The organism is Wolbachia endosymbiont (group B) of Eucosma cana (assembly GCF_947250645.1).
Classification (GTDB): Bacteria; Pseudomonadota; Alphaproteobacteria; order Rickettsiales; family Anaplasmataceae; genus Wolbachia.
Genome location: NZ_OX366334.1, coordinates 967962 through 981502, shown reverse-complemented (window position 1 = coordinate 981502; position 13541 = coordinate 967962). Strand labels below are relative to the sequence as shown.

Genomic DNA, 13541 nt, shown 5'->3' with positions numbered 1-13541 from the left:
ATGATCTGAAAATCTATAATCATTACATCTATTAATGTTAAGAATAAGTAAATCTTGTTTACTATTTGTATATATCAAAACGAAAAATGTTTGCATATTGTTAAAAAAGCAGTAACTTGTTATCAAGTGAATTCACTAATATTTGAGTAATTTGAATGTCAATTGACCTTAGTCTACCAGAGTTACCTATATTACACCCAAGAATTACCGTTGTGGGAGTGGGTGGTGCTGGTGGAAATGCTGTAAACAACATGATCCAATCCAATTTGCAAGGGGTAAATTTTGTTGTAGCAAATACCGATGCTCAAGCGTTAGAGAAGTCGTTATGTGATAAAAAAATTCAACTTGGTATTAACTTAACTAAGGGCCTTGGTGCTGGTGCTTTGCCTGATGTTGGTAAAGGTGCAGCAGAAGAATCAATTGATGAGATTATGGAGCATATAAAAGATAGCCATATGCTCTTTATCACAGCAGGTATGGGTGGTGGTACTGGAACAGGTGCTGCACCGGTAATTGCAAAAGCAGCAAGAGAAGCAAGAGCGGTAGTTAAAGATAAAGGAGCAAAAGAAAAAAAGATACTGACTGTTGGAGTTGTAACTAAGCCGTTCGGTTTTGAAGGTGTGCGACGTATGCGCATTGCAGAGCTTGGACTTGAAGAGTTGCAAAAATACGTAGATACACTTATTGTCATTCCCAATCAAAATTTATTTAGAATTGCTAACGAGAAAACTACATTTGCTGACGCATTTCAACTCGCCGATAATGTTCTGCATATTGGCATAAGAGGAGTAACTGATTTGATGATCATGCCAGGACTGATTAATCTTGATTTTGCTGATATAGAAACAGTAATGAGTGAGATGGGTAAAGCAATGATTGGTACTGGAGAGGCAGAAGGAGAAGATAGGGCAATTAGTGCTGCAGAGGCTGCGATATCTAATCCATTACTTGATAATGTATCAATGAAAGGTGCACAAGGAATATTGATTAATATTACTGGTGGTGGAGATATGACTTTATTTGAAGTTGATGCTGCAGCCAATAGAGTACGTGAAGAAGTGGATGAAAATGCAAATATAATATTTGGTGCTACTTTTGATCAGGCGATGGAGGGAAGAGTTAGAGTTTCTGTTCTTGCAACTGGCATTGATAGCTGTAACAACAATTCATCTGTTAATCAAAACAAGATCCCAGCAGAGGAAAAAAATTTTAAATGGCCTTATAATCAAATTCCAATATCAGAAACAAAAGAATATGCTTCAACTGAGCAAACAAATGAAAGAGTTAAGTGGGGCAGCAATGTTTATGATATACCAGCTTATTTAAGAAGAAAAAAATAATGCAATTTTGGCTACTAAAGTCAGAGCCAAGTGAATACTCGTGGCAAAAAATGGAAAAGGAGCAGGTGACGCAGTGGAATGGTGTATGCAATTATCAAGCTCAAAATTACATGAGAGCTATGAAATTAGGCGATCTTGCATTTTTTTATCATACAGGTAAAGAGAGAGTTATACTTGGAATAGTTGAAGTATTAAAGGAGTATTATCATGTTTATAATTCTAAATTTGGACTAGTGAATGTAAAGCTTTTAAAACCTTTAAATAATCAAGTCACGTTAAGTAGTATAAAACAAAACCCACTTTTAAAAAATATGGTTATATTAAAACAATCACGTTTATCAGTTTCTCCGGTTTTAGAGACTGAGTGGAATGAAATAATAAGGATGAGCGAATGTTAGAAGTGAGCATTCTTGATAAGAGGTGGCATAGTATTACGAAGGACCCACAGAGTTTTGTATTAAATATTATTAATGCTTCTCTAAAAGAATTAAAAATAGATCATTATAAACCAAATATATCAATAGCTCTCGCTGATGATAACTTGCTACATCAACTTAATCTTAAGTTTAGAGAAATAGATAAGCCAACTAATGTACTATCATTTCCATGCGAACAGTTATCTAGTGAATGTGATCTAGGAGACATAGCAATTGCAGTAGATACAATAGAAAGAGAGTCTCATGAGTACTGTATATCTATCCTCACTCACACTGCACACATGTTAGTTCATGGATTGCTGCATTTACTTGGCTATGATCATCAAAAAGAAGATGAAGAAATTATAATGAAAAGTTTAGAGAGCAAGATTTTAGCTTTGCTTGAATTTGAAAAGGAAAAGTATGGTAGATAATACCAAAATATGTTATTTACAAAAAAGGGGTTTTAGCTGTAAAAGGTAAGCAATATGGTTCAGTTTTCTTTACCAAAAAATTCTAAAGTTAATAAAAAGGGCAAGGTTTATCCTACTCCTACTGGAGCAAAAAATATTAGAAGATTTCAAATTTATCGTTGGTCTGCTGATGATGATAAAAATCCAAGAATAGACACATTTTTTATCGATATGGATAATTGTGGCCCTATGGTACTTGATGCATTAATAAAAATAAAGGATGAAATAGATTCAACCTTAACTTTTAGACGCTCTTGCAGAGAAGGAATATGCGGATCTTGTGCAATGAATATTGATGGTACCAACACTCTCGCATGCACTAAATCTATACATGATATAAAAGGTGAAGTAAAAATATATCCACTACCTCATATGTATATAGTAAAGGATCTAGTTCCAGATCTAAGCCAATTTTATGAGCAATACAAATCGATTAAACCTTGGTTACAAACAGATAAATCTGCCTTACAAAATAAAGAATACTTTCAATCTCCTGAAGATAGAAAAAAATTGGATGGTCTGTCTGATTGTATACTATGTGCTTGCTGTTCGACTGGTTGCCCAAGCTATTGGTGGAATGGTGATAAATTTTTAGGGCCAGCGATATTACTGCAAGCTTATAGATGGATTGCTGACAGTCGTGATAATAAGAAAGAAGAAAGACTTGCTTCTTTAAACGACCCATTTAAGTTGTATCGTTGTCATACAATAATGAATTGTACAAAAACCTGCCCGAAAGGTCTTAACCCAGCAAAAGCGATAGCGAAAGTAAAACAGCTTATGGTAGAGAGAGGAGGAATTTGAGTGTTATTTCTGGCACTCTTCGTAAGAAAATAGTAGACCCTCTGAAGCATAGGGTATTGTTAATACTCTAAACGTTCTTCCGTTCATGAAATGTATTGTTTCACCATATGATTCCAGTAATCTTTTGAACAACTCATGTCTTTGATTATTAATAGTTTGAAAATCATTTTTTCCTAAAAGCTTTTTAGATTCAAATAGGTGAAGCATAATCTCGTGATAAGTTGGATAAGACTCCAAAAATTTTGGATCAAACTGAAAAGTTTTTATAAAAGCATTATTATAAAATTTTAGCTTTTGATTCTTACTATATATCGCTACAGCAATCGATAGTTTCTCAAGCAAACTTTCTTGTGCAGCTAAACAATTGCTTAGCTCAGTATGTAATTTTTTTTCATCACTAATATCTTTTCCATACATTACTATGCTATTAGAATTTTGCATTGGAACTTCAACAAAATTAAAAACCTTAGGTTCGTTCTTGTAAGTTATTATACACTCTCCTGGTTTTACGTTATAGGAGCCACTCGCAACAGTAAATTTTTTAGAGCTGCCTATATATTTATCATAAAATAAGTTATAAAACCTTACTTTTTTATTCTTATTGTGCTTCAGTATTGGAAATGGTAAAGAGTCAAAAATTTTTTTATAGTTCTCCAATTCTCGCATAAGCTTACTATTTTCTAACTCAAGTTCATTAGCTTTTATCTTATAATCGGAGATATTCCTTATCCACAACAACACACCAATCACATTATTAGAATAATCTATTATGCTTTTACCATAACATGTGCAATAAACCTCACTGTCTTTTGACTTTAAATCTAGAGTAAAAGATTTATTTATTTCCTTTGCCTCAGCAAAACTTTTAATTAAGCTTTCTGATTGCTCAAAAAAATTTACAAACTCATTAAATGAATAAAAAACAGTATTAAGCAAAATTAGTAAATTGGGAGAAAATTTTTCTATACGTTTTTTTGCGTCCCAAATATAAAATCCATCATTTACAGTATCTATTAAATTATTTATGATAACATTTTGATGTTGTAAGTCCTTAATTTTATTACTAATTTTTAATTTAGAATATGAGAAAAAGAAGAATACTAGAATTAGTAGTAAAACTATTTCATACAAAAAAAACATAGCATTCTAAAACAAATATAAAAATTTATAACCTCTCAGCAAAGAGATTGTACTGAAGAGGTATATAAGTGAAGATTGCCCAATACCCTAAAGCCTAATCTTTTATAAAGGTTTACAGAAGGTTTCATGCAATGTGCTACTATGTATTTGCATTCAAATTGCCTAGCTATCTTTATTCTTTCTAGAACCATTTGAGTTCCTATTCCACGACCCCTGTAAATTGGTAAAACTCCATCACTATAAAAACCAGCTATGCTGTCTTGAATATAAAGACCGCATGTTCCAACAATTTCGTTATTTAGCATTACAAGAAAAAATCTTAACCTTGAGCTCTTATCATCATAATTCGATAATTGGCGAAAAAATGTGCTAACAATACTAATTCTATGATAAAAAATTTTAGAAGTGTGTAAATCTAATTGCTCTAAGAGCTCACTACTATTTACAACATTGAACTTCAAATTTGGAACAGCATCATCAGGCAAAAAATAATCTTTTATATTGAGTAAAACTTTTTTTGGTGTGCTAACGTGTTTTATTTCGCATTTTTCTAAAATACCCCCTATTTTTATACGTGGACTTATTATCCATGTTGCTTCTATATTTCGTGCTTTGAGATAATTTAGAGTTCTGTATATGGAAAGCTCAGTACATTGATCTTCACAAAACACAAAATTAAATAACGATTCTCTGGTACCATTTACTGTAAATATAACATTATCAAATTCGTCATGTATTTCCCACTTGGACAAATTCGTTGCATAAAGTATATAATCCTTTAGGTTCTGAATAATTAAGCTTGAATAACAAATTTTTTTATTCTGCATAAACCAACAATAAACAATAAAAGGCTCCTATAAAAACAAAGGCTAAAATTGCAGCTACAACATCATCTAGCATAATACCTAAAGGACCTTTTGTATTTTTATCAATCAAATTTATAGGCCACACTTTTATTATATCAAAAAACCTAAAGGAGAAAAAGCACACCAACAATACAGAGCTATTCATTTCTTGTTCTAATAATATTGAAACTAGAAGTACTGTCAGCAATTGACCAACTACTTCATCAATTACTACCTCTTTTGGATCATGCGGAGCTTTGTAATGTTGTATATAATTGCCTGTAGACCATAATCCAACTAAGAATAAAAAAAAAATAATTGCTGTACCTAAAATTCTGTCATTGAGTAATATAGGAACAATTGGGTAAGCAGCCAAGCTGCCTATAGTACCTGGCATGTTTTTTACCGTGCCAGATAGCCACCATGTTGATATTAATTTATATAAAAATTTCACAATATACCGAAATATAAAACTAATTTACAAGAACAGAAATAGTATCTTCTACAGAAGTATTTTCATATAGCAATCTATAGATCGCTTCACATATGGGCATTTTTATCTTTAGCTTTTCTGCTAAATCAAATGCAGACTTAGCAGTGTTAAAACCTTCAATTACCGACTTACCTTCTGATAAAATCTGCTGAGCACTAGAACCATTACTATTAGCTACTTTAGATCCAAAAGATAGATTTCTTGAATTTAATGATGTGCATGTCACAACCAAATCGCCTAAGCATGCTGGTCCAAGTAGTGTATTTATATCTACATTGCCGTCACCAACTTTTGCTGAGTATAAAGCCTTAATTTCACTCATACTTTTCGTAATTAATGCTGCATGAGCATTAAACCCAAACCTACCTAGAACAACCCCACATGCTATAGCAAAAACATTCTTTAACGCTGCACAAACCTGTATTCCTATAACATCGCTACTAAGGTACAATTTAATATTTTCTTGCTGTAGCTCTGATACTAATTTTGAACCTAATACTTCATTTTGACATGCAAGAACCATCGAATATGGTAATTTTCTTGCAACTTCTATAGCAAAGCTAGGACCAGAAAAAACAGCAAGAGGATTATTAGGTAAAACTTCATTGACTACTTCACTAGGTAATTTTAATGTAGATTTTTCTATTCCCTTACAAGCCAAAATTATTGCTACATTTTTTTTTAGGTTACAATCATTCAATTGATGACATATCTCCCTTAGAGACTGAGTGGGAACAGCTAGAATTATTACTGAAGCATTAACTGCATCTTCAATAGCTAATTTTACTGATACATTATCAGAAATTGGACAATCAGGTAGCTTGTCACTTTCTCTTTTCTCTTTAATTGATTCAAACATGGCCTTATTGCGAGTCCACAAAATTACATTTTTCTTACTACTTAATGAAATCGCAATTGCTGTACCCCATGCGCCAGCACCTAAAACTGATATTACCACTCAATATTCCTGAAAGTATTACTTATAATTTAAAACTGTAGAATAAGTAAATTAAAAATATAACATAAAAGTATAAAATAGTTTAAATATCTATTAACCTAAGTATTCTTTTAATAAAATAGCTTCTATTCAATATTTACTAAAAATAGTATTATTATAGTATATCTATTGTATTTTAGATCTATTTGTATAATTTTGGAACGACATATTAACTATTAATTAATAAGTGTAATTTCTATTATTCATTAATAAAAATTTGATTTGTTACTTTCCTTGGTTATATATATTACTAAAATTATAAATTATTTATGGGGTGTAAAATATGCGTATATTATTAATTGAAGATGATCAAGTAAGTGCAAAGACTGTAGTTAATGCCTTAACTTCTGATGGACATTTTTGCGACGTTGTTACTTCTGCACAAGATTATAACAATAATATGGTTTCCTCGGGTGGAGACTATTACGATCTAGTTATTCTAGATATACACCTGCCTGGTGATATTGATGGATATGATATACTGTTAAGATTAAGAAGTGCAAAAATCAAAGTTCCTGTTTTAATACTTTCGTGTATCTCCGCTGCCAACCATAAAGCTAAAGGACTTGGGTATGGTGCCGACGATTACTTAACCAAGCCATTTCACAAGAGCGAATTATTAGCTCGAATTAAGGCCATAGTCCGACGTACTAAAGGTCATCCCGAATCAGTGATAAAGATTGGTAATATGAATATCAATTTTGATCACAGGATTGTTGAGGTAAAAGGCAAAACAGTTCACCTTACTAACAAAGAGTATTCCATGATAGAATTGCTGGCATTGCGTAAAGGAGCAGTGTTGACAAAAGAAATGTTTTTAAACCATCTTTACAATGGCTTGGACGAACCTTCAGACAACAAAATAGTTGATGTTTTTATGTGTAAATTACGTAAAAAACTTGAAAGTGCAAATGATGGAATAAGCCACATAGAAACCGTTTGGGGTAGAGGATATGTCCTAAAAGAGTATGTTGACGATGAAGAATACTCTAGTGCTAATATAAGCGAAAGCAGTAGTGACTATCAAGCAGAACAAGTGAAGGACAGCGCATGAAATGCTTTATTCACCCATTCATTGAAGCAACAAAATAGGTAGATGAAATAAGATAAAAACCAATCGTAAAAGTGAGGTAACATGGTTAGTCTTTTAGAACTTTACAAAGACTTGCAGCAAAAAATAGAAAAGTTGGAAGCTAAGCTAAAAGTTATAGGTAAGAAAATAAGGTTTTAGAGATAGAGGGTGATGAGTTAAAGGAAAAGCTTTGTTAAGTTCAAAAGGAAATGCAAAAAGAGATAAGCCAAGAAGTAAAAGGAATATAGGTGGTCAAATTGAGCGTACAGGGTATGTGAAATGTTTGATACATTTACATAGTATGGCTGACATTCATGCATTGCCTAGGTGAAATATAAGCCGAGTTCTGTTTATGTAGCTATTTATCTGGAGTAAATGTTACCATTTACTTCGTGCGATTTACCCGAGTAGATATGAGAAAAACATAAAATCTACTTCTATTTAATCTTGCTCCTAGTGTTGGTTACTTGACTACCAATGTTGCCATTGTTATGGTGTGCTCTTACCACACCTTTTCACCCTTACCTAATAATATTTAGGCGGTAATTTTCTGTAGCCCTATAACTGGAGTTACCTCCGGCGGGCGTTACCCGTCACTACCTTTTCTTGGAGCTCGGACTTTCCTCTGCTGTGTTTATCACACAACAGCAGCTACTTATTGCACCTAGGAATTATACTTTAACATTAAAATCATAAAAGCAAAAGAAAATTTCCTAACAGTCTACATACTAAAAACATTCAGACAAATAGCTAAAGGTGATATAATGCACCCCATAAACTAGACCAAAAAAAAATGGTTGATCCGAGTAGGAAGGTAAAGGGGTAAAAGTATGGCAACAAAAAAATATGAACCAGAGTTAAAAGCAAAGATAGCTTTGGAAGCAATAAAAAATCAAAAAAGCACAGCTGAGATATGTAGTGAATATAAAATACCATCAACAAATCTATATGATTGGCGTGATAGAGTATTGGCAAGGTTAAAAGACCTATTTGTTGAAGAAAGTGAAAGTGCGAGAAAACAAAGAATCTTAGCGCAAGAAATAGAAAGTTTACATAAAGTAATAGGAGAATTGACAGTGGAAAATAGCTATTTGAAAAAAAAATTACTGAAATAAGCAAAAAAGATAGAGTAAGGTTTATAGAAAAAGATTCTGATCTGTCAATTAGGAAACAGGCTGATTTATTGGGGATTTGCAGATCTAGCCTATATTATAGGCCTATAATTAATAACGAAAGTGAAGTAGCAAATTTGATTCAAGAAGTATATTTGGCTTCTGATTGCCGTTATGGATATCGTAAAATTACTGCTGAAATCATAGCGAGTGGAGTAGTAGTCAATCACAAAAAAATCTTAAGAATTATGAAAAAAATGAAGATTAGTGGGCTGTATTGTAGAAAAAGATGTAATACAAGTATTAAAGAAAAAAAGCATAAAATATATCCTTATTTACTCAAAGATTTGATTATTTGTAGAGTTAATCAGGTATGGGCTACTGATATAACATATATTATGGTAGAAGGTAAGTTTATCTATTTTGTGGCAATAATGGACTTGTATAGTCGCTATATTATTGCTCATTCATTATCACCATATCTCGATGCTGGATTTTGCCTTTATACTCTCAAAGAAGCTCTAAAACAAGGTAAACCTGAGATTTTTAATAGTGATCAGGGGGTGCAGTTTACTAGCTACAACTTTATTATGGAATTAGAGCGTGCTAATATTAAAATCAGTATGGACCATAAAGGACGTTGCTTCGACAATATATTTGTTGAGCGCTTATGGAGAACTTTAAAGCAAGAAGCTATATATTATTATAGACCAAATAGTATCAGAGATTTAAATCTTATAATAAATGATTTTGTTGCTTGGTATAACTATAGAAGGCGACATCAGACTCTACATTATAAAGTTCCTGCTGATCTTTATTATCATAAACAGTAAATGAATATATTGATAAATACTTTAAATGTGTGTCGACGTATTTATCAACATATTCATTTTAAAAATCGGATCACTTTGAAAAAAATGGTCTAGACAAATGGGTGCATTATACACTTTGGCCATATCGAACTTAAAAATATTTGTTCTTACCTCTTGATTTTCAGGAACGTTTGGTCTCACTTGCGAATAAAGCATCGTATTTTCATCCAATACTAATTGTCCTGGATTATCAAATTTGAGTAATTTTCTTTCTATGGTGTGTTTTGCTCCAGGTAAAGCCCTAAATTTTCCATTTGTGTCTGATTGTAAATACCAAGAAACTAAAGCTTGATCCTTTAAGTTATGAGCAATTACAATGACATTACCATTACCAACTTTTACTGCTTTTGGTTGAAAGTAACTATTGTCTTCATTTGCAAGATTATTTATATCAATGTTCTTGTACAATTTTACTTTTCCTACGTATTCAACTAAGGGAACATTAGTTGAATGCTTGATTTCGTAAGTGTTGAATGTTAAGCCTTTGATGCACTTTTCTTTTTTGTTAATTTCTTCTGTAGGAAAGATAACTCCAACTTTATCTACTTCAGCTGAATTTTCTATTAGTGTGGGAGATAATTGGCCCTTAAATTCATTTGCTACGTTAACACCTGTATCACACTCGTATGTTTTTGATTGATATAGTGAGCTAATAAGTAACTTTACTCTACTGCTTCCATTGCCGTTATCTTGATAGCTGAGTCCATAAGTAACTCCATTTCCTTCAATCAACCCTACGTTTTTTGGATTAAAACCTATCGCTTCTTTAACTTTCAGTATAGTTGTATTAACTCCAAATAATCTACTTAATATAGGCATAATTATATTTAAAATCTTAATAAATGCTATTATGATTATTTCTGCGTGTTAATGTCAATGAAAATTTTAACTAAAATTAAGAAATTAATACCTTTATAATCTGCAAAGCGAAATATGGAAAATGAGTAGCAGTAAAGAATTCACAAATTGAGTGCACTCACTCTACAGATATAATATTGTAGAGCTCAAAAAACCAACAATTGCAATTGTTAACTCTTCAAGTATAATTTGTTGAGATTTACATGAACCTTATTAGATGAAAGAGAAAGAAGAGCAGTTTAGTTTTACATTAGATAACCTTAGGAAAGCGAAAAAGTCTATAGAGATGTATCCTAAAGGTAGAGAAGGTAGCGCTGTCATGCCTTTACTATATCTCGTACAAGAACAATGCGGATGGGTTCCTGAATCTGCTATGCGTTACGTTGCTGACATGCTTCATATTCCACATATTCGTGTATATGAAGTGGCAAATTTTTACACCATGTATAATTTAAAACCAGTAGGTAAATATCTCATACAAATTTGTAGAACAACTCCTTGCTGGTTGTGCAATAGTGAAGAAGTGTTAAATACCTTTAAAAAGAAACTAGGAATCAATATCGGTGAAACCACTAAAGATAATCTATTTACTTTAAAGGAAGTTGAATGTCTTGGTGCATGTGTTAATGCCCCTGTTGTACAGATCAATAACGATTTTTATGAAAACCTCACTCCTGAAAAAGTGGAAAATATCATAGCAGAACTTTCAAGTAAATAGATGGAAAAGTTCTCGTTTAGGATAACCAAGCAATCAGGTTCTGCAAGAGTTGGAACGATCAAAACTCCAAATGGAAGTATAGAAACACCAGCATTTATATTTTGTGCAACCAAAGCTGCTATTAAAGCTGCAGATATCGAGAGAATCAGAGAAGCAGGTACTCATACCAATTCTCATTGTTGTGGAGTCAAATAGGAAACAGAGCAGAGTTGTTTAATTGTAGAAGTAGCAAGAGAGGTAAGAAATTTGCATAAAGTGCTCTCAAGCAAAGCAATAGTACTGTATATTTTATTGCGCAAAATGTTCTGTTTTATATATAACCAAAGCCTCTCAACAGGATTAAGTTCAGGTGAATATGGAGGTAGGTATATAATCTCAATGTTTTTAGGTACCTTTAAATTTTTTGACTTATGCCAACTAGCACAGTCCATAACAAGAACAGCTTCTCTTGTCCCTAGATATTGCAACATTTGCTCAAGAAATATATTCATGCAATCAGTGTTAACATTTGGTGCAAATAAGCTAAAACTCTCTCCATTTTTAGGATTAACTGCACTGTAGAGATAAAAATTATGCCTACCTAACTTTATTTTAACCCGAGTTCTAGTACCTTTTTTAAACCATCCATGCCCAACTTTCGAATGTGTGCCAAACCTTGATTCATCAAAGAAAAATAGCTCTTTTTCAGGATACTTTCCAATAACTTCATTGAGATTTTTTTTTGAATTCCTCTTGTTTACTTTTATCTTGTACGTTGTGTACTGGTCTTGGTGTAATATATGAAAATTTCATCTTTTGCATATGGCGGTGTACTGTAGATTTGCTAATATTTAAGTCGAACTTTTCCTGTATTCTTATTCTCATTTCTTTAATGGTAATATTAGGGTTTTCTTCTATCCATGCTTCAATTTGCTGTAGTTGAGCCTGATTTAATTTAGTTTTTCTTCGGCGTGATCGAGGAGCAAACAGTTTTTCTTCTCTGCCAAATTTCAAGAGTTTTATCCACGAAGTTAGTGCCTTTCTTGAAATGCAATATATTTTTGCTACAGACGTTATACTGTACTTTTTTGCTGCAATTACAGCGTTTAGTTTTTTTGAAACATATGCATTATTCCTTACTTTCTTCAGCATCTCTTTTGCTGATTTTACTACTTCTTCATCCAATAATTTTGATCTGAGTGCCATTTATACCTAAACTATTTCACTTATTTCATTATGGCTTTTCTTCCATTATTGTCTATCTGTTTCCCGTGTAACGGGAATTGGTATCAGATAATACTTTCCAACACCTATCACCTAATGCTCCAACCGGGAGAGGATACTGTGGCAAAGCTTGGTGGCTTGCACAAGATGATGGGATGGAGTGGGCCAATGCTCACTGATTCTGGTGGATACCAGATATTTAGTTTAGGACACGGATCAGTTTCAGAAGAGATAAAGGGAGTAAGACAGAAACAAAAAACTCTGATCAAAATTAACGAGGATGGGGCAATTTTTCGTTCTTACATAAATGGTAAAACTTATTGTCTAACTCCTGAAAAGTCGATACAAATTCAACAAAAATTAGGTGCAGATTTAATCTTAGTTTTAGATGAATGTACTCCATTCCATGTCAGTAAAGAATACACAAGAAAATCAATGCTCATGAGCCATAGATGGGCTGAACGTTCTTTAAATGAATTTGAAAAAAATAATAATGGCAAACAGGTGCTTTATGGAATTAGTCAAGGCGGAGTGTATCAAGATTTGCGTAGAGAAAGTTGTGATTTTATCAACGATTTGCCATTTTTTGGTCAAGCAATAGGTGGATCACTTGGTCAAAGTAAAGAGCAGATGTATGATGTAGTTTCCTTTACTATGGAACATTTAAAAAAAGATAGGCCTACTCATTTGCTTGGTATTGGTGGAATTGTAGACATTTTTCGTGGAGTAGAGCTTGGAGTTGATACATTTGATTGCGTGCATCCAACTCGCCTCGCAAGACATGGTGGCGCGCTTGTTAAAGTAAAAAATAGAGATTCTATTTCTTCAAAGTGCAAAGAGCATATTAATTTGCGAAATCAACGATTCGAACTAGATGATAACCCAATTGAGAGTGATTGTTTGTGCTTTACCTGCAGAAAACATTCAAGAGCTTATATACACCATTTACTGAAAGCTAAAGAGCTCCTGGCTTACACACTCGTTACCATTCACAATGTTTTCTTCATGAATAAGTTGATGGAATCAATAAGACAAGCAATATTGAATGATAGGCTAGATCAGGAAAAAAATAATTGGATTAGTGAAATACCGCTGCATTGTGAATTATATACCTAGTTCATATTTTGCACATGTGCGTTGCATTTTTTAATCTTCTTTAAAAACTTGACAGTACATTATATATACGGATATACTAGAA

General features: G+C 32.6%; 14 protein-coding genes, 1 other RNA gene and 2 pseudogenes. 10 read left to right on the top strand and 7 right to left on the bottom strand.

From position 1 onward, the window contains the following. Positions 1–155: 155 nt before the first annotated feature. The 4 genes from ftsZ to OOK99_RS04845 are packed head-to-tail and all read left to right on the top strand — an operon-like array spanning position 156 to position 3033. Positions 156–1340, top strand: a complete 1185-nt coding sequence (gene ftsZ, locus OOK99_RS04860; protein ID WP_264330441.1) for a cell division protein FtsZ — start codon at positions 156–158, stop codon at positions 1338–1340. Beyond that, entirely contained in the window at positions 1340–1738 is a 399-nt protein-coding gene (locus OOK99_RS04855; RefSeq protein ID WP_264336848.1) for an EVE domain-containing protein, read from the top strand. Before ftsZ ends, OOK99_RS04855 begins: the two co-directional genes overlap by 1 nt. Next, a complete protein-coding gene (gene ybeY / locus OOK99_RS04850) occupies positions 1732–2190 on the top strand; it encodes an rRNA maturation RNase YbeY (RefSeq protein ID WP_007302008.1) in 459 nt (152 codons plus the stop codon). The genes OOK99_RS04855 and ybeY overlap by 7 nt, the downstream gene beginning before the upstream one ends. 54 nt (positions 2191–2244) lie before the next feature. Further along, positions 2245–3033, top strand: coding sequence for a succinate dehydrogenase iron-sulfur subunit (locus OOK99_RS04845; RefSeq protein WP_006014752.1), 789 nt, complete (start codon positions 2245–2247; stop codon positions 3031–3033). 3 nt (positions 3034–3036) lie between these two features. Here OOK99_RS04845 and OOK99_RS04840 read toward each other — a convergent pair whose 3' ends face one another. Genes OOK99_RS04840 through OOK99_RS04825 form a run of 4 tightly spaced genes read right to left on the bottom strand, consistent with a single transcriptional unit; the run spans position 3037 to position 6469 of the window. After that, positions 3037–4173 carry a hypothetical protein gene (locus OOK99_RS04840; protein ID WP_319803427.1) on the bottom strand — a complete coding sequence of 379 codons (1137 nt, stop codon included), beginning with the start codon at positions 4171–4173 and terminating at the stop codon, positions 3037–3039. Between the two features lie 35 nt (positions 4174–4208). Then, positions 4209–5000 carry a GNAT family N-acetyltransferase gene (locus OOK99_RS04835; protein ID WP_264330444.1) on the bottom strand — a complete coding sequence of 264 codons (792 nt, stop codon included), beginning with the start codon at positions 4998–5000 and terminating at the stop codon, positions 4209–4211. Continuing rightward, positions 4990–5472, bottom strand: coding sequence for a phosphatidylglycerophosphatase A family protein (locus OOK99_RS04830; protein ID WP_015587887.1), 483 nt, complete (start codon positions 5470–5472; stop codon positions 4990–4992). The genes OOK99_RS04835 and OOK99_RS04830 overlap by 11 nt, the downstream gene beginning before the upstream one ends. A gap of 19 nt (positions 5473–5491) precedes the next feature. After that, positions 5492–6469 carry an NAD(P)H-dependent glycerol-3-phosphate dehydrogenase gene (locus OOK99_RS04825; RefSeq protein WP_006014776.1) on the bottom strand — a complete coding sequence of 326 codons (978 nt, stop codon included), beginning with the start codon at positions 6467–6469 and terminating at the stop codon, positions 5492–5494. Between the two features lie 322 nt (positions 6470–6791). Here OOK99_RS04825 and OOK99_RS04820 point away from each other — a divergent pair, with 322 nt between their 5' ends. Both OOK99_RS04820 and OOK99_RS07105 read left to right on the top strand, forming a co-directional pair. Beyond that, complete coding sequence (locus OOK99_RS04820; RefSeq protein ID WP_264330446.1) at positions 6792–7562, top strand: response regulator transcription factor; 771 nt, start codon at positions 6792–6794, stop codon at positions 7560–7562. Between the two features lie 208 nt (positions 7563–7770). Continuing rightward, positions 7771–7911: a hypothetical protein gene (locus tag OOK99_RS07105; protein WP_006014837.1), complete on the top strand. Its 141-nt coding sequence runs from the start codon at positions 7771–7773 to the stop codon at positions 7909–7911. Here the strand turns inward: OOK99_RS07105 and rnpB are convergent. After that, an RNA gene (rnpB, locus tag OOK99_RS04810) (RNase P RNA component class A) lies at positions 7900–8248 on the bottom strand. The two genes, OOK99_RS07105 and rnpB, sit on opposite strands and share 12 nt — an antisense overlap. 162 nt (positions 8249–8410) lie before the next feature. Here rnpB and OOK99_RS04805 point away from each other — a divergent pair. Beyond that, positions 8411–9525, top strand: a protein-coding gene (locus tag OOK99_RS04805; RefSeq protein ID WP_214303219.1) for an IS3-like element ISWpi17 family transposase whose coding sequence is annotated in 2 segments (ribosomal slippage) — positions 8411–8684 and positions 8684–9525 — 1116 coding nt in all. Because the reading frame shifts where the segments join, the coding sequence is not laid out codon by codon here. Positions 9526–9546: 21 nt separating this feature from the next. Here the strand turns inward: OOK99_RS04805 and OOK99_RS04800 are convergent. Continuing rightward, positions 9547–10383, bottom strand: coding sequence for a hypothetical protein (locus OOK99_RS04800; protein ID WP_264719566.1), 837 nt, complete (start codon positions 10381–10383; stop codon positions 9547–9549). A gap of 256 nt (positions 10384–10639) precedes the next feature. On the opposite strand from OOK99_RS04800, the gene nuoE reads away from it, so the two are divergent. Beyond that, entirely contained in the window at positions 10640–11140 is a 501-nt protein-coding gene (gene nuoE, locus OOK99_RS04795; protein WP_264719564.1) for an NADH-quinone oxidoreductase subunit NuoE, read from the top strand. Continuing rightward, positions 11141–11302: pseudogene (locus tag OOK99_RS04790) on the top strand (tRNA guanosine(34) transglycosylase Tgt); the annotation flags it as partial. Between the two features lie 11 nt (positions 11303–11313). Here OOK99_RS04790 and OOK99_RS04785 read toward each other — a convergent pair. Continuing rightward, a protein-coding gene (locus tag OOK99_RS04785) for an IS630 family transposase (RefSeq protein WP_264719384.1) occupies positions 11314–12325 on the bottom strand; the annotation gives its coding sequence in 2 pieces (ribosomal slippage) (positions 11314–11862 and positions 11864–12325; 1011 coding nt in all). An 84-nt stretch (positions 12326–12409) separates the two neighbouring features. On the opposite strand from OOK99_RS04785, the pseudogene tgt reads away from it, so the two are divergent. Further along, positions 12410–13459 (top strand): annotated as a pseudogene (tgt, locus tag OOK99_RS04780) (tRNA guanosine(34) transglycosylase Tgt); the annotation flags it as partial. Positions 13460–13541 lie beyond the last annotated feature (82 nt).